This window comes from Pseudomonas sp. S2_H01 (genome assembly GCF_054668305.1).
On sequence record NZ_CP162756.1, the window covers coordinates 177,378 to 193,935 of the forward strand.

The 16,558-nt window shown below is 60.6% G+C and carries 16 protein-coding genes; 9 read left to right on the forward strand and 7 right to left on the reverse strand.

The window, feature by feature from the left end; genetic code table 11:
* Positions 1–7 precede the first annotated feature (7 nt).
* Positions 8–1,171 (reverse strand): acyl-CoA dehydrogenase family protein, encoded by a 1,164-nt coding sequence (locus AB4N84_RS00840; RefSeq protein ID WP_074754338.1) that lies wholly within the window; start codon positions 1,169–1,171, stop codon positions 8–10.
* Between the two features lie 66 nt (positions 1,172–1,237).
* Entirely contained in the window at positions 1,238–2,077 is an 840-nt protein-coding gene (locus tag AB4N84_RS00845) for an HTD2 family dehydratase (RefSeq protein WP_074754340.1), read from the reverse strand.
* A 128-nt stretch (positions 2,078–2,205) separates the two neighbouring features.
* Here AB4N84_RS00845 and AB4N84_RS00850 point away from each other — a divergent pair, with 128 nt between their 5' ends.
* A complete protein-coding gene (locus AB4N84_RS00850; protein ID WP_460044844.1) occupies positions 2,206–3,090 on the forward strand; it encodes a LysR family transcriptional regulator in 885 nt (294 codons plus the stop codon).
* Between the two features lie 101 nt (positions 3,091–3,191).
* Here AB4N84_RS00850 and AB4N84_RS00855 read toward each other — a convergent pair whose 3' ends face one another.
* Positions 3,192–3,584 carry a cupin domain-containing protein gene (locus tag AB4N84_RS00855; RefSeq protein ID WP_460047192.1) on the reverse strand — a complete coding sequence of 131 codons (393 nt, stop codon included), beginning with the start codon at positions 3,582–3,584 and terminating at the stop codon, positions 3,192–3,194.
* 229 nt (positions 3,585–3,813) lie between these two features.
* Between AB4N84_RS00855 and AB4N84_RS00860 the strand changes: the two genes are divergently transcribed.
* Positions 3,814–4,350, forward strand: coding sequence for a 2,4'-dihydroxyacetophenone dioxygenase family protein (locus AB4N84_RS00860; RefSeq protein ID WP_460044846.1), 537 nt, complete (start codon positions 3,814–3,816; stop codon positions 4,348–4,350).
* Between the two features lie 104 nt (positions 4,351–4,454).
* Positions 4,455–5,354 carry a LysR family transcriptional regulator gene (locus AB4N84_RS00865; protein WP_074754344.1) on the forward strand — a complete coding sequence of 300 codons (900 nt, stop codon included), beginning with the start codon at positions 4,455–4,457 and terminating at the stop codon, positions 5,352–5,354.
* Between the two features lie 37 nt (positions 5,355–5,391).
* Here AB4N84_RS00865 and AB4N84_RS00870 read toward each other — a convergent pair whose 3' ends face one another.
* Complete coding sequence (locus AB4N84_RS00870; protein WP_083370713.1) at positions 5,392–6,027, reverse strand: cupin domain-containing protein; 636 nt, start codon at positions 6,025–6,027, stop codon at positions 5,392–5,394.
* A gap of 376 nt (positions 6,028–6,403) precedes the next feature.
* Here AB4N84_RS00870 and AB4N84_RS00875 point away from each other — a divergent pair, with 376 nt between their 5' ends.
* From AB4N84_RS00875 to AB4N84_RS00895, 5 genes are all read left to right on the forward strand, one after another.
* Positions 6,404–7,465 carry an ABC transporter substrate-binding protein gene (locus tag AB4N84_RS00875; protein ID WP_074754346.1) on the forward strand — a complete coding sequence of 354 codons (1,062 nt, stop codon included), beginning with the start codon at positions 6,404–6,406 and terminating at the stop codon, positions 7,463–7,465.
* A gap of 166 nt (positions 7,466–7,631) precedes the next feature.
* Positions 7,632–8,711 carry an ABC transporter ATP-binding protein gene (locus AB4N84_RS00880; RefSeq protein WP_074754348.1) on the forward strand — a complete coding sequence of 360 codons (1,080 nt, stop codon included), beginning with the start codon at positions 7,632–7,634 and terminating at the stop codon, positions 8,709–8,711.
* 10 nt (positions 8,712–8,721) lie between these two features.
* Positions 8,722–9,969, forward strand: coding sequence for an ABC transporter permease (locus AB4N84_RS00885; RefSeq protein WP_460044847.1), 1,248 nt, complete (start codon positions 8,722–8,724; stop codon positions 9,967–9,969).
* Between the two features lie 5 nt (positions 9,970–9,974).
* Complete coding sequence (locus AB4N84_RS00890) at positions 9,975–10,799, forward strand: ABC transporter permease (RefSeq protein ID WP_074754352.1); 825 nt, start codon at positions 9,975–9,977, stop codon at positions 10,797–10,799.
* A 101-nt stretch (positions 10,800–10,900) separates the two neighbouring features.
* Complete coding sequence (locus AB4N84_RS00895) at positions 10,901–12,148, forward strand: aspartate aminotransferase family protein (RefSeq protein WP_460044849.1); 1,248 nt, start codon at positions 10,901–10,903, stop codon at positions 12,146–12,148.
* Between the two features lie 413 nt (positions 12,149–12,561).
* Here the strand turns inward: AB4N84_RS00895 and AB4N84_RS00900 are convergent, their stop codons facing one another.
* The gene (locus AB4N84_RS00900; protein ID WP_460044850.1) at positions 12,562–13,401 is read right to left on the reverse strand and encodes an AraC family transcriptional regulator; all 840 of its coding nucleotides are present in this window, start codon (positions 13,399–13,401) and stop codon (positions 12,562–12,564) included.
* Positions 13,402–13,678: 277 nt separating this feature from the next.
* Between AB4N84_RS00900 and AB4N84_RS00905 the strand changes: the two genes are divergently transcribed.
* Complete coding sequence (locus tag AB4N84_RS00905) at positions 13,679–14,410, forward strand: CatB-related O-acetyltransferase (protein ID WP_460044851.1); 732 nt, start codon at positions 13,679–13,681, stop codon at positions 14,408–14,410.
* On the opposite strand, the gene AB4N84_RS00910 is transcribed toward AB4N84_RS00905, so the two are convergent.
* Both AB4N84_RS00910 and deoC read right to left on the reverse strand, forming a co-directional pair.
* Entirely contained in the window at positions 14,411–15,364 is a 954-nt protein-coding gene (locus tag AB4N84_RS00910; RefSeq protein WP_074754359.1) for an alpha/beta hydrolase, read from the reverse strand.
* A gap of 457 nt (positions 15,365–15,821) precedes the next feature.
* On the reverse strand, positions 15,822–16,502 hold the full coding sequence (gene deoC / locus AB4N84_RS00915; RefSeq protein WP_460044852.1) for a deoxyribose-phosphate aldolase: 681 nt from the start codon (positions 16,500–16,502) through the stop codon (positions 15,822–15,824).
* Between the last annotated feature and the right edge of the window lie 56 nt (positions 16,503–16,558).

Below are 16,558 nucleotides of genomic sequence, written 5' to 3' on the forward strand. Positions count from 1 at the left end.
GGTGTCCTCAGAAGCTGCGTGGCAGTTCGAGCAAGTGCTCGGCGACGTAGGAAAGAATCAGGTTGGTGGAGATCGGCGCGACCTGATACAGACGGGTCTCGCGGAATTTGCGCTCCACGTCGTATTCGCAGGCAAAGCCGAAACCGCCGTGGGTCTGCAGACACGCGTTGGCCGCTTCCCATGAAGCTTTGGCCGCGAGGTACTTGGCCATGTTGGCACTGGCGCCGGCGTTTTTGCCGCTGTCGTATTCCTCGCAGGCACGCCAGCGCATCAGGTCGGCGGCTTCGATCTCGATGTGCGCTTCGGCAATCGGGAACTGCACGCCCTGGTTCTGCCCAATCGGGCGACCAAACACCACGCGGTCGCGGGCATAGGCCGCGGATTTCTCAATGAACCAGCGACCGTCGCCAATGCACTCGGCGGCGATCAGGGTGCGCTCGGCGTTCAGGCCATCGAGGATGTACCTGAAGCCCTTGCCCTCTTCGCCAATCAGGCTGTCGGCCGGAAGCTCAAGGTTGTCGAAGAACAGTTCGTTGGTTTCGTGGTTGACCATATTGGCGATGGGCTGAACGGTCAGGCCTTTGCCGATGGCTTCACGCAGATCGACCAGGAAGATCGACATGCCTTCGGATTTCTTTTTCACCTCAGCCAACGGCGTGGTGCGCGCCAGCAGGATCATCAGGTCGGAGTGCTGAATGCGCGAGATCCAGACCTTCTGGCCGTTGATCACGTACTTGTCGCCCTGCTTCACTGCCGTGGTCTTGATCTTGGTGGTGTCGGTGCCGGTGGTGGGCTCGGTGACACCCATCGATTGCAGGCGCAGTTCGCCGCTGGCGAGCTTGGGCAGGTAGTAGCGCTTCTGTTCCTCGCTGCCATGACGCAACAGGGTGAACATGTTGTACATCTGGCCGTGCACGGTGCCGGAGTTGCCGCCGCAGGCGTTCACCTCTTCGAGAATGACCGAGGCTTCCGCCAGGCCCAGGCCCGAACCGCCGTATTCTTCCGGGATCATCGCCGACAGCCAGCCCGCGTCGGTCAGCGCCTTGACGAAGGCTTCGGGGAAGCCCTTTTCTTCATCGATCTTGCGCCAGTATTCAGCCGGGAACTCGGCACAGAGGGCGCGCACGCCTTCGCGGATGGCATTCAGGTCTTCGTTTTCGTATGGATTCATCGTGCTTGCTCGCGTCTGCCAGCCGCCCGTGTATAGCCGGGCCTGGCGATCTATAAGAAGAAGGATTCAGTCGAAGCTGACTTCAGCGCTCTGCGCGACACCGGCTTCATTACCCGCCCACAGCTGCGCTTTGCCGGGTTCGACGATGCGACCGCCGACGCGAAACGCATCAGGGACGTTCAGCGGCCGGACGCCGCGATAAGCGAAATGACGCACGCGCTTGCCCGGGTTGCCACGGATAAAGGCACGCAGGTTGAACGTGGCGATCATCGGACCATGCACCACCAGCCCCGGGTAGCCTTCGGTCTCGGTCACGTAGGGGTAGTCGTAGTGGATGCGATGACCGTTGAAGGTCACGGCCGAATAACGGAACAGCAGGGTCGGCGTCGGCTCGACGGTCTCGCTCCAGTCACCCTGCGCAGGCGGTTCGCCGCTGGTGAGCTTGGGCGGATTGGGTTCGCGGTACACGATGTCCTGTTCTTCGCGCACGCACAGTTCGCCATGCTGCGAATAGTCGTGACGCACCGTCACGAACAGCAGCGAACCCGTGCGGCCGTGCTTTTCTTCGATGTGCAGGATGGTCGACAGACGATGGGCATCCGCGCCGACGATCAGCGGCTGGATGAATTCCACGCGCCCCCCGGCCCACATCCGATTGCGGTTGTCGGCGGGAGGCAAAAAGCCGCCGCGCGCGGGGTGACCGTCGCCGCCCAGCTGCGCTTCAAACACCGGTTCCTGAAAAAAGCACCACTGCCACAGTGGCGGTAATGCATCACCATCGGCAGGCGTGGGCTCGCCAAAGGTGGCGGCAATGCGCTTGATCAGGTTGTGGCTCAAGTGATCCTGCGCTTGCTCGGTTCGACCAATCCAGGCACTGAAATCCACAGGCGAATCTGAAGCACTCATGGCAAGGAACCTTCTGCGTTTGTTGTTATTGGCAGATCATGGGAGCTGTCCGGCATTCTGTGAATTTGCATTTGCATATACCGGCGTTCATGTATGCTGAACGCCTTCTGCAATGTTCGGACACAACCATGCACTTCGACCTGGCTGACTTGCGCCTCTTCATTCACATCGGTGAATCCCCAAGCCTGACCCAAGGCGCTCGCCGTGCTTTTCTGTCTCCTGCTGCCGCCAGTGCGCGCATCAAGGCACTTGAGGGTCAGCTCGATACGCGCCTGCTCTATCGCGACAGCCGGGGGGTCGAACTGACCCCGGCCGGGCAACGTCTGCTCAAGCACGCGCGGCTGATCATGAGTCAGGTGGATTACTTGAAGAGTGAGTTCACCCATTACGGGACAGACTCGGCCGGGCACATCCGCATCTTCGCCAACACCACCGCCGTGACCGAGTTTTTGCCTGAAGTGCTGGCCGGGTTTCTTGCCAAGCGGCCAGGCGTGACGGTGGACCTGCAGGAACGGTTATCGCGCGACATCGTGCGCGGCGTGCTCGACGGCAGCACCGACATGGGCATCATTGCCGGCCCCGTCGAAGCCGCAGGCTTGCAGATCATCCACTTCAGCACCGACCGCCTGGTGCTGACGGTGCCAGAAGGACACGAGCTTTCGAAGCAGAAGAAAGTCACGCTCAAACAGACCCTGGCGTTTCAGCACATCGGTCTGCACGAAGGCAGCACGTTGTTGAGTTTTCTACGCGATCACGTCGAGCGGCTGGGACAGAATCTTTCGTTGCGGATTCAGGTGTCGAGCTTCGAAGCGATTTGCCGGATGGTGGAAGCGGGCGTGGGCATCGGCATCATCCCCGAGTCGGCGGCACTGCGGCACAGCAAAACCATGAAGCTGGTGACCATTGAGCTGGACGAGCCATGGGCTGTACGCGAGCGCAGCATTCTGGTCCGGGAACTGGACGCCCTGCCAGGCGTGGTCAGGGCGTTGATTGCGACGTTGATGCCGGGTTAGCGAAAACACCGCACTCACTGAAAGTGCCCGTATGGCTGTCTGATCTGGAGCGTCAAAAATTCAGTCTTCATCCGGATGCGGCGGGTCAGGCGCCTCAGCACTCAGATCCACACGTCATTTTGCGCCGTGCGCTCGTTGGTGTCGTCGCCGGTATTGATCACGCCGGCCGGCTCGATCAGCATCAGCTTCACTTCTTTCTCGGCATAGGGTTTGTGCTCCAGGCCCTTTGGCACGACGTACAACTCGCCGGCGTTGAGCTCGACGAAGCCGTCACGAAAATCGATGCGCAGGCAGCCTTCGAGCACGATGAAGGTTTCATCGGTGTCGGCGTGGCTGTGCCACAAAAAGTCCCCTTCCAGGCGCGCCAGCTTGAACTGGTAGTCGTTCATTTGTGCAACGACCTTGGGCTGCCATTGCTCGGTGAACAGGCTGTATTTCTGAGCGAAGTTGATGGGTGTATGGACGGTTGAGCGGGTATGCGCGGTATCGGGGATAGACACGTGAGCGACTCCAAAGGGTTCGGTGGAGCGGTGAATCTAAGGGGTACCCGCCGGGAACGTCTTGTACGTTATTGCACGCGCCATGGCTGTTACCTGTGACACAGGTTCATAGCAGGTGTGCCAGCAAGGGGCTTTTTCCTCTTTCAGGAACGGCATAGGCTGAACTCAACCCTGGACCTTCGAGCATCCCGGGATTCAGATCACCTACCGTGAGCAGCCGCCGATGAGCACACCCGCCAAGCCAGACGAACTCGCCATTCCCTATCAATTGCCACAAGTGCCGTATATGACGCCAGACATGGTGCACCCTGGCGTGCTCACGACCTGGCTCGACGACGACAACCTCTGGGTGCCAGTGACCCGTTCCGTTTCATTCAAGCCGCTGCTGCTCAGCACCACCGGGGGCTACTACATCAACCTGCTGCGCGTTCGCCAGAGTGGTGTGCTGTCCCGCCATCGCCACAGCGGCGGGGTTCACGCGATCGTCTTGAAAGGTCGCTGGTATTACCTGGAGCACGACTGGGTCGCCGAAGAGGGCTCTTTTGCCTACGAGCCGCCAGGTGAAACCCATACTTTGTTCGTGCCGGAAGACGTCGAGGAAATGATCACCTGGTTCCACGTTCAGGGCGGCTACACCTATGTCGATCCTCAGGGGGTCGCGGTCGGCTACGAAGACGTGTTCACCAAGCTTGAAGCCGCACGTAAACACTACAAATCCCTGGGCCTGCCTGACGATTACATCGAGCAGTTCATTCGCTGAGTGGCGCCGCGAGAGACGACAGGCGCGCCGTGGGTGCGTGTGTTGTTCGAGGGTCGAAATACTGGCAGGCTGCATGGCAAATCACTGGCGGTCGCGAGAGGCGGATGGATAACTACTCACAGATGCTGGCGTTCATGTGGGCGACCGAACACGGCAGCTTTTCCGCTGCAGGGCGCGCGCACGGGCTGACCCCGTCAGCGGTGAGCAAGCTGATCACTCGCCTTGAAAACCGCTTGCAGGCCCGGCTTTTTCAGCGCGGCACACGCAGCCTCACCCTGACGGAAGAAGGCTCGGCGTACCTGCTCAGCGCGCGCGAAGTCATTAATGCCATGGCCGAAGCGGACTCGCTGGCCGAAGCCTTTCCGAACCGGGTCAGCGGATCGCTGCGCATCCACACCATGACCACGTTCGCCAAACATCAGATTCTGCCGTGGCTGCCGGAATTCCTGTCCACTTACCCGGGGCTGACCGTCGACATTCAGGTGGGCGCGCAGTACGTGGACACTTTCGATCAGGGGCTGGATGTCGCAATCCACAGCGGCGTGCTGTCTGACTCGTCCCGAGTGGCGAAAAAGATCGGCGAAAGCGCGTGGATCACCTGCGCGTCGCCCGCGTACCTGGCGCGACGAGGCACGCCGTCCCGGCCGCAGGACTTGCTCGCCCACGACTGCTTCAATTTTGGTTTCACCAGCGCCTGGAACAACTGGCGGTTCTCGACACCGGAAGGCGTGGTGACGGTGCCCATCACGCCCAAAGCGGCGTTCGCTCAAGGAGACCTGCTACGCGAGATAGCGCTGGGCGGCGCAGGAATCGTGCGCTTGGCGCAGTTTCACATCGGCGAAGACATTCGTGCCGGGCGACTCGTCCCGTTGCTGACCGAATTCGACCTGCCGGACAAAGAGCCGCTGTACCTGATCTATTCGAACAGAAAGCACCTGAGCCCCAGAATCCGCGTGTTTCGCGATTTTCTGGAGAACAGGCTGCGGGAGTCGCCTTGGGATTAATGCCCTGCATCCGCGCGCCTGAGCGCAGGCACAGACGTCAGAACGTCGGCGGCGACACCGCGCTGACCACCACGCACACTTCATCGAAGGGGTTTCTCATCCGGTGCGGCAGGCGGCTGTCGAAGTAGTACGCGTCTCCGACCGACAGGACCCGCACCTCATCGCCCACGGTCATTTCCAGCCGGCCTTCGATGATGATGCCGCCCTCCTCGGCTTCGTGGGAGTAAAGCTCTTCGCCTTCCTGGCCGGTGTCGGCGCCGGGTTCGTAGCGTTCGTGCAGGATCATCATCGAGCTGTTGGTCAGGTTGGCGCCGACCTGTCGATACGACAGCATTTTGCCGTCCGCCAGTTCGACCAGCTCGTTGGCCTTGTAGAACACCGCGCGATCGACCACGGCGGAGTCTGAAAAAAACACGCTCAAGGTCACGTTGAGTGGCTTGAGCAAGCGCTTGAGGATACTGACTGAGGGGCTGGATTTGTCCCGCTCGATGATCGACAGCGTGGCGTGAGGCACGCCTGCCAGTTCGGCGAGGCCGCGTATGGACAAGCCCCGGCTTTGTCGGAGGGCCTTGAGCCGCGCACCGACGGAGTCGGTTTCTTCGCCCGCGATCTCGTCTTCAGGCGGCTCTTCCGGCGCGTGGGGGTTGCGGCTGATCGCCGGCGTATCGGTCACGGTGTTATTCCTCGAATGAACGCGACACATCACGGCGCTGCCGTGCTGTGGTTTGCGCGCGCGCGATGCCAAGGGAATCGCGGCGCACCATGTTGGGTATTTCGCACCAACGCGCGTCACCTGACAAGCGCAAAAGTAACAGGCGGGAATCGCGCTCGGTCTGGCAAGGCGCTGCCTGGCGAGCGTGCAGGCGACAGCGGGCGCGGAAATCCGTGTGGCCGAATATCAAATTTCAGGCATGAAAAATCAATCGCTTACCGGTCATCCGGGCAATTTCAGTTTTCAGAGGCGCACGAAAATAAAACTTGCGTCGCAGATTTCGCAGTGGTAAAAATTTTTACCACCACAACACACACCATCTGCGTCGAGGTTCCAAATGCACAAGAAGCACAAGCCGTGCCACGCGTTAGCCGCTCTCGCGTTTGCCGTCGCCGGTCTGGCCGCCGCACAGACTGCAAGCGCCCGTGACCTGACCATCGTTTCCTGGGGAGGAAACTTTCAGGACGCGCAACGGGAAATTTTCTTCACGCCGTTTGCCCAGCAAACCGGCAAGAAAGTCCTCGACCAAAGCTGGGACGGTGGCGTGGGTGTCCTCGACGCCAAAGTGAAAGTCGGCAACCCGAACTGGGACGTCGTCGAAGTGGAAGCCGAAGACCTGGCGCTGGGTTGCGACTCGGGGCTCTACGAAAAAATCGACTGGGCGAAAGTCGGCAACAAGGCTGACTTCATCCCCGAAGCCGTGAACGACTGCGGCGTCGGCGCGATCGTGTGGAACACCGGTGTGGCGTGGGACGGTGACAAGCTGAAAACTGCACCGACCTCGTGGGCCGACTTCTTCGACACGCAGAAATTTCCTGGCAAACGCGGCCTGCGCAAAGGCCCTAAATACTCGCTGGAATTCGCCCTTATCGCCGACGGCGTGAAGCCCGCCGACGTGTACAAAGTGCTGCGCACCCCTGAAGGCGTGGACCGCGCGTTCAACAAGCTGAACAGCATCAAATCCAGCATCGTCTGGTGGGAAGCCGGTGCTCAGCCGCTGCAGATGCTGTCCGCGGGCGACGTGGTCATGAGCTCGGCCTACAACGGCCGCATCACCGGTTTCAACCGTAACGAAGGCAAGCACTTCAAGTTCCTGTGGAACGGCAGCGTGTCGGCGATCGACTCCTGGACCGTGCTCAAGGGCAGCGAAAACAAAGCAGCCGCCATGGACTTCATCGCGTTCGCCAGCAAGCCGGAAAACCTGTCCAAGCTGCCGAAGTTCATCGCCTACGGCCTGCCCAACAAGAAAGCCAACGACCTGGTGCCGGCAGACCTGAAGGCCGACCTGCCGACCACGCCGGACAATCTCGCCGCCGCGCTGCCGCTGGACGTCGAGTTCTGGGTCGACAACACCGAGTCGCTGACCGAGCGTTTCAACGCCTGGATCGCGCAGAAGTAAGACTCACCTTCCCTGCCGCCCGCTTCAGGGCGGCGGTTTAACCCATGAACGATCCCCGCCTCGCGCTGTTCGCGAGGTGCGGTCACTGTTTGCTTCTTCATTTTGCGTGAGCAGGCAGATGAGTAGCGAAAACGGATTCTGCCTACTCCCTGATGAGGGCTGCGACATGAAACACCTGGTCAGCTTCAAGAACATACAAAAAACCTACGACGGCTTTCGTCCTGTCGTCAAAGACCTGAACCTGGACATCAAGGAAGGCGAATTCGTCACCCTGCTCGGCCCTTCCGGCTCGGGCAAAACCACCAGTCTGATGATGCTGGCCGGTTTTGAAACGCCCACCCACGGCGAGATTTTCCTGAAAGACAAGCCGCTGCATAACCTGCCGCCGCACAAGCGCGACATCGGCATGGTGTTTCAGAACTACGCGCTGTTCCCGCACATGACCATTGAGGAAAACCTCGCGTTTCCGCTGTCCGTGCGCAAGATGAACCGCATCGAGCGTGCCGAGAAAGTCCGGCGTGCCTTGGACATGGTCCGGCTCAACGATTTCGCAAAACGCTACCCGGCGCAAATGTCCGGCGGCCAGCAACAACGTGTCGCCCTGGCGCGCGCACTGGTGTTCGAGCCCAAGCTGGTGCTGATGGACGAACCGCTAGGCGCACTCGACAAGCAACTGCGCGAACACATGCAGCTGGAAATCAAACACCTGCACAAGCAACTCGGGCTCACCGTCGTCTACGTGACCCATGATCAGAGCGAAGCCCTGACGATGTCGGATCGCGTGGCCGTGTTCAACGACGGCGTGATTCAGCAGATCGACAGCCCGGCCGCCATTTACGAAACCCCGACCAAAAGCTTCGTGGCGCAGTTCATCGGTGAGAACAACACGTTGCTGGGCACCGTGCTTTCCAGAGACGCGACCCACTCCAGCGTTCGTCTCAAGGACGGCAGCATCGTGCAGGCAATCACGGTCACCGACGCGCAACCGGGCGAGTCCGTCGCGCTGTGCATCCGCCCTGAGCGCGTGATTGTCAGCGCCGCCGGAACAACGCCTTTGACCGCGCGCATCCGCGAGTACATCTACCTCGGTGACCACGTGCGGATGATCACCGAAATCGCCGGCCAGCCTGACTTCATGATCAAGCTGCCGACCGCGCAGATGGACAGCAGCTGGACCGTCGGCAGCTCCATTTCCCTCTCGTGGGCGCCCGAGCATATTCGCGCCCTCGACGTCATCCAGCACTGAGGCGCCGATCATGAGCCAGACCGCCACACTGCTTCCGGGCGATGAAGATACCTTCGACCTGAGGGCCAAGCTGCGCAAGTCCCAGCGCGCCTACAAACTGAAGTCCCTTGCGCTGATCGCCCCGTTGTTCCTGTTCGTGCTGGTGTGCTTTGCATTCCCCATCGGCACGATGCTCAGTCGCAGCGTCGACAACCCTGAAGTGAACACGGCGATGCCGGCGACGACTGCCGCCTTGAGCACTTGGCAAGGCAATGCCCTGCCTGATGAACGCACCTACGTGGCCTTGATCAAGGACCTGGCCGATGCCAAAGAGAACGGTCAGATTCTGGCGCTGAGCAAACGCCTGAGTTACGAAATTCCGGACTACCGCACGGTCATCACCAAGACCTTGCGCAAGTTGCCGGACGACAGCGCCGCATCGAAACGCGACGCGCTCATTGAGATCGACAAGGCCTGGGGCGACGTCACCTACTGGAAAGCGCTCAAGCAAGCTTCGTCGAAACTGACGCCGTATTACCTGCTGGCCTCGCTGGATCATCGCTTTGATTCGGCGACGGGCAGCATCGTCAAGGCCGACCCCAATCAGTCGATCTACGTCGATATCTTCGCCCGCACGTTCTACATTGGCGCCATCGTCACGGTGCTCTGCCTGTTGCTCGGATTTCCCGTGGCTTACTGGCTGGCGATCCTGCCGGAAGGCAAAAGCAACCTGCTGATGATCTGCGTGCTGCTGCCGTTCTGGACCTCGTTGATCGTGCGCACGGCGGCGTGGATCGTGCTGTTGCAATCGGACGGTCTGATCAATCGGACCTTGATGTTCCTCGGCGTCGTGGATGCGCCGATCCAACTGGTGTTCAACAGGACCGGGGTGATCATCGCGATGACCCATGTGCTCCTGCCGTTCATGATCCTGCCGCTGTACAGCGTCATGAAAAGCATTCCGTCGAACTACGTGCGTGCCGCCATTTCCCTGGGTGCTCACCCGTTCGTGGCGTTCTGGCGCGTCTATGTTCCGCAGACCTTCGCGGGGCTGGCGGCGGGCGGTTTGCTCACGTTCATCCTTGCCATCGGTTACTACGTGACCCCCGCTTTGGTAGGCGGCGCTGCCGATCAGATGGTCAGCTACTTCGTCGCGTTCTACACCAACAAGACGGTGAACTGGGGCATGGCGTCGGCGCTCGGCAGCCTGCTGCTGATCGCGACGCTGTTGCTCTACGTGGTGTACGGCAAGCTCACCCAACCGACCCAGGCGAGGTAATCGACATGTTGCAGCCTTACGCGTCTCCCGCTGAAAAGCTCGCCCGGTTCGCCCTGGTGTCGGCGTCCATCCTGATCCTGCTGTTCCTGATCGTGCCGATCCTGGTGATCATTCCGCTGTCGTTCAATTCGTCGTCGTTCCTGACGTACCCCATGGACGGTTTTTCCTTGCGGTGGTACGAGGAGTTGATGTCTTCGCAGGACTGGCAGCAGGCGTTCAAGAACAGCTTCATCATCGCGCCCGGCGCCACGTTGCTGGCGATGGTCTTCGGCACCATGGCCTCGGTGGGTCTGTGCCGGGGTGACTTCCGCTTCAAAAGCGTGGTCATGGCGTTTCTGATCTCGCCGATGATCGTGCCGCTGATCATCGTGGCGGTCGGCCTGTACTTCTTCTTCGCCAAGCTGCAATTGCTCAACAGCTACATCGGTCTGGTGCTGGCCCACGCCATGCTCGGCGTGCCCTTCGTCGTGATCACGGTCAACGCCACGCTGCAGGGGTTCAACACCAACCTGAGCCGCGCCGCAGCAAGCCTCGGCGCGCCGCCGTTGACCGTGTTCTTCAGGGTCGTGTTGCCGCTGATTGCGCCGGGTGTGATCTCCGGCGGGCTGTTTGCGTTTGCGACCTCCTTCGATGAAGTGGTGGTCACGCTGTTCCTCGCCAGCCCGTCGCAACGCACCCTGCCGCTGCAGATGTTCGCCGGGATCCGGGAGAACATCAGCCCGAACATCGCCGCCGTCGCCACCATCATGGTCGTTTTGTCGGTGCTGATGTTGTTGACGCTGGAGGTGCTGAGGCGGCGCAACGAAAAACTGAAGGTAAAACAAGAATAAGCAGGCCGCGCCGCCCTGTCGGCCGCATTGAAGAAAACCACGTGACGCCTCCCGGACCGCCTTCGGGACGGCAAACTACTGTCCAGATTCAGAGGTTCAAAATGGCTAACTTAGTTGGCGATGTATCCAGCGCTGCCCGCATCCTTCCGGAATTGAACGGCGAGAAGCTGTTCATTCGTCACGGCAAGGGCGCGTATCTCTGGGACGACAAGGGCCGCCAGTACATCGACACCGCGCTGGGTTTCGGCGCGGTGTTGCTCGGGCACGCCAATGACTCGGTCAACGCCGGCGTGACCCAAGCCCTGGCGGACAGTGCGGCGCCTTCCTGGGCGCACGTTCGCGAACACGGCGCAGCCACGGCGCTGGCGCAGCACACCGGTGCGCTGAGCAAAGTGATGTTCACCAACTCCGGTAGCGAGGCAGTGCACCTGGCCTGCCGCGCGGCGCGGGCGTACACCGGTCGCAAGAAGATAGCCAAGATGGCGGCCGGTTTCGACGGCTGGTTCGATGACGTCAGCTTCGGCAACGTGACCTCGAACGAAGCGAGTTTCAGCAATGGCGCTCGCCCCACGACCGAGCGGACCACGCTGCTGCGCTTCAACGACTTCGAGGATGTAGAGCGACTGTTCGCCGAAGATCAGGACATTGCGGCGGTCATTCTGGAACCGATGCTCGCCAACGCCGGCTGTATCATGCCGCTGCCCGGTTATCTGAAGCATGTGCAGGACATCGCCCACCAGCACGGCGCGTTGGTGATCTGCGACGAAGTGTTGATGGGGTTTCGCCTGTACGCAGGCCTCGCCGGTTTGCGTGAAGGGCTGGACCCTGACCTGGCCAGCGTCGGCAAGGCCATCGGCAATGGCGTTCCGGTGTCGGCGGTGGTCGGCAAGCCCGAGATTCTGGCGGGTTTCGAGGAAGGTCGTGTGGCACGCGGCGGCACGTTCAGCGGCAACCCGCTGGCCTGCGCCGCCGTGACCAGCACCTTGGCGCAGCTGGACGAAAGCGACTTCGAGGCGCTGATCGAACGCGGCGACGCGCTGCGTCAGTCGATTGAAGCTGCCTTCAAATCCCAGGGCATCACGGTGGTCACCAGCGGCTATGGAAACGTCTTTGGCATTTGGCTTTCAGCGGACGCGCCGGTGACCTATGAGCAAGCGGCGCACAAGGCGAACCCTGCATTCACCACCGCGCTTCACCTGGCGCTGCGTGAAGCGGGATTGCTGATGATGCCGTCGCCTTACGGACGGATTTACATTTCGTTCGAGCATACCGACGAGGTGATTGACGCGATGAAAGCGGCATTTGAAACCGCTGCCGCAAAATTGAAGCCGGCATTTGCCGACGCTTGAAGGCTGGCCCTGAAAGCCGGCCTGCTGACGAATGCGTTGGGTCAGCGACATCCATGCTGCATGACACACCGCGTTCGTCCGAGTGCGGCCCATACCCTCGTAAACTCCGACGTCTCCTACAGGTATCGCGGCGTTTCGGGGATTTTGCGGCACACATCGATTTGTAGGAGCCGGCTTGCTGGCGAATGCGGTAGGTCAGCGACATCCATGCTGCATGACACACCGCATTCGTCCGAGTGCGGCCCATACCCTCGTAACCTCCGACGTCTCCTACAGGTAATGCGGGGTTACCAGAATTTGCGGTGGACACTCAACCTGTGGGAGCGAGCTTGGTCTGGGCGGCATTCCGACGAAGGAGGTGGGTCAGTGACATCGCCGGTGACTGATGCACTCCCCCGCTCTCAGGCTTGAGATCACATTCGAGTGCCGAGCATCTTCAGCCACCGGCCTGGCGGATAACCATAGGTCTTCACGAAATGCCGCGTCATGTGGCTTTGATCGGAAAATCCGGCCATCACGGACGCGTCACTCAGCGACACGCCCAGTGAAATCGAATGCCGCACCAGATCCAGTCTTCGCAGGGTCAGGTAGCGATGCGGGCTGGTGCCGAACAGCACGCGAAAATCCCGCGACAGGCGCCAGCGGTCGGTGTCACTGGCCTGCTCCAGTTGGTCGAGGCTGACGCCCTGCTCCAGGCTCGCCATCAGCAACTCCCGCGCACGCTCGGCAGCCGCATAGTCAACCGATTGCCGCCCCTTGCGCACGCCCGCCGCGTCCTGCAGCGCCATGGCAATGTCGAACACGGCGTCGTCCAGCTCCAGCGGATCGAGCGTTGTGTGCAAGTCCTGCAACAACCCCTGCGTCGCTTTGAACAACCGCGGATCGCTGGACACACCGCCTTTGATAAACGGCAACGGTTTGCCGCCCAGCACATCCTGAATCATCGCCGGTTCCAGGTAGAACATCCGATAGCGAAAACCGTCTTCGGTGCCCGCATGCCCGTCGTGCGGCTCATCGGGGTGCAACACCATGGTCTGACCTGGCAGGTTGTTCACCCGCTCCTTGCCGTACTGAAAGCTTTGCACGCCCGACAAGGTATGCCCGATGGCATAGGTGTCGTGCCGATGCATCTCGAAACCATGGCCATGGAAAAACGCCTCGATCCGCTCCATCTGCGGTAACGGTTTGGCACGCACCACCCAGTCCCGCTCGGAATGGGCGAGGTGGGCTTCTCCGTTTGAATATTTATCCATCGTGACGACTCATAATCGAAAGGTTGCAACGCGACACAGATACCATCTGGCAACATTATTGGGAATGTTCAGGTGCATGGACGGTCCAACGGGCTGCGTCAGATTGATCCAGCACCTTTCAGACGACTGACGCGTGACCCACGGGTTCTCGTTTACCGGAATGGCCATTAATGTGACACCATCGAGAACCGTTCTCAAATAAAAACAGGCGCGTGGCATCGACCGATTCGGCACACGCAGCCCTTGATGCCTCCTTATTTACGCGGACTGCCTCACTATGAATTTTCTGCGCCGTAGCGTGCTTGATCGACAGCTCAAACACTCCCTGTCCCGCAACAAATGCCGACTGGACAGTGGCATCCGAGGCCTGCGCAAGGATATGGAGCTGATCCTGGAATACGGCGTGAAGCTGCACCAGATCAAGATCAACGCCAGCAAACTGAGCATCGGCGCCTACACCGATATCGTCAGCGGTTCAGAGCTGCAAAATGTCTCCAGCATCGGCCGCTACTGCTCCATTGCCCGCAATGTGACCATCGGTCAAAACCGGAAATCGCATCCACTGAGCTGGCTCAGCTCCCACAGTGGTCTGGTCGGCCTGCGTCAGCGCCAAAGCCCCGCCACCTCGACTCACGAGGAGGTCAAGCAGACCGTCGTCGGGCATGACGTGTGGATCGGCATGGACGTGTTGATTCTGGAAGGCGTTACCATTGGCACCGGCGCGGTGATTGGCGCTCAGTCGCTCATCACCAAGGATGTTCCGCCGTACGCCATCGTGACGGGGTCGCCGGGCAAGGTGCAGCGCTATCGCTTCGAGCCGCACATCATCGACGGATTGCTCGCCAGCCAGTGGTGGAACCTGACCCCGCATCAACTCGCCGAACTGCCGATTGAAGACCCCGAGGCGCTGCTGGACGCGTTGAAAGGTTTTGTCGTGCCGGACAGTCACCCGGGCAAGGTCCTGGTGCGCAACCAGCCATTTGCGGTGGACTACCACGCAGCGCAGTGACTAACCCGACTGTTTCGTGCTGACCGCCGCGTCGTTGGTGGCATGCGCGTCAGGCATCCTGGCATTGAGCAGCGCCTGAATCGCCTGATTGTAGGCCTGTCGTCCCAGGTTCATGCTGTTGTTGTGATTGCCACCGGGCACCATCAGCAGATGCTTGGGCTCTTGCGCCGCCTGGAAAAGCGCCTGGCTGAAGCGCGGCGAGACGAACGGATCGGCGGTCCCGTGAACGATCAGGAGCGGCATGTGGACCTCGGCGATTTTGTCGATGGAGTCGAATTTTTGCGACACCAGCCAGCGCACCGGCAGCGATGTTCGCGTACTTGCAACGGACGCCGCCACATCGGCGAGGTTGGTGAAGGTCGACTCGATAATCAGGCCGCGCGCCTGTATTGGCTCCTTTCCCGTTTGCGCATCGCGGCCCAGCTCGGCGGCCAGGTCCACGGCCACCGCACCACCGAGCGAATGCCCGTAGATCAGGCGCTTCTGCGGATCGGGCTGCAGTTGCTTCAACCGCTCCCAGGCGATCCGCGCATCCTCGTACACCGAGGCTTCAGAGGGCAGCTGCCCTTTGCTTTCGCCAAAGCCGCGATAGTCGATGGCCAGCACGGAAAAGCCCAAGGCATGCAATTGTTCGATGCGAAAGAACTGACCGGTGAGATTCCAGCGCGACCCATGCAGGTAAAGCACAGCGGGCGCGTCCTTTTTTTCCGCCAGCCACCACCATGCGTGGATGTTCTGGGAGACGCCAAACGACGGCGCCTTGAGCTCCAGGACCTGAACGTCTTCCGGGATCCCGTGATACCAACTGGCGACGCCCGGTTCGATCATGAACACCAGCTCCCGCTCCTTGTGCTGCAATGCCGCGCACCCGACCGGCAGGCCGACGACGATCAACAGCATGCACAGCCAGAAAAACCAGCGCGCCTTGAAGTGGGCCAGGGAGAGTTGCGGCATAAAGCGTTTCCGGTGTGAGAGGACGTACAGGGGCAGTGTGCCACTCATTACCGAGGCAGGTCATGTCTGTCTGCTGAAAGGAAAGCCAGCCTTGCATGCTTGAACGTCAGAGGACTGACGAAGCCTGCGAGGTGGTTTGAATCTGTGGCTTGCTGGCGATTGCGGTGGGTCAGCAGCATCAAGGGTGAATGACACACCGCAATCGCGACCGTCGTAACCTCCGATTGCTCCTACAGGAATCGGGGGCACCAAAGAATCGGGGGCACCAAAGACTTGAGCATGACGCGGATACTGTAGGAGCTGGCTTGCTGGCGAAGGCGGTAGACCATTGAACATCATCGTCAACTGACACACCGCTTCGCCGGAATGCCGCTTTCGTGAGCAAGCTAACTCCCACAGGTATTGTGCCGATGCGCAAACCTGGAGGCTGGCGAATCGTTTTACACGGCGGAAGGATTCAGTACCCCGAACTCGACGCCTCAGCGCCGCTGATGATGGCAATCCCGGAGCTGGTGCCCAGACGCGTGGCGCCGGCTTCGATCATGGCGATGGCCGTCTTGTAGTCGCGCACGCCACCCGACGCTTTGACGCCGACGTCGGCCCCCACGACCTTGCGCATCAGGGCAACGTCTTCGAGGGTCGCGCCGCTGCGGCTGAAACCAGTGGAGGTTTTGACGAACGCCACGTTCAGCTCGCGGCAGATTTCACAGGCTTTGGTTTTCTGCGCATCGTCGAGCAGGCAGGTTTCCAGAATCACTTTGAGCGGCACATCACCGCAAGCCTGTTTGACGGCGGCGATGTCGTCACCGACCTGATCCAGCAGGCCATCTTTCAACGCGCCTACGTTCAGCACCATGTCGATCTCGCCAGCCCCTGCCGCAATCGCCTGCTTCGCTTCGAAGGCTTTGGTGTCGCTCAAGCCGGCGCCCAACGGGAAGCCGACCACGGCGCAGACCTTGACCTGCCCATCGGTAAGCAGCGAGGCGGCGTATGGCACCTGGCCTGAGTTCACGCACACCGAATAGAATCCATGCTCCTGCGCTTCACGGCACAATGTGGCGATCTGCTCGCGAGTCGCATCGGCGGCCAGCAAGGTGTGGTCGATATACTGCGCGAGTGCTGCGGGTTCGATCTTCATTTCGGTCCTTCTTCCTGTCGGGGAGCGGGTAAGAGAAGCAGTTACCAGCGACACGC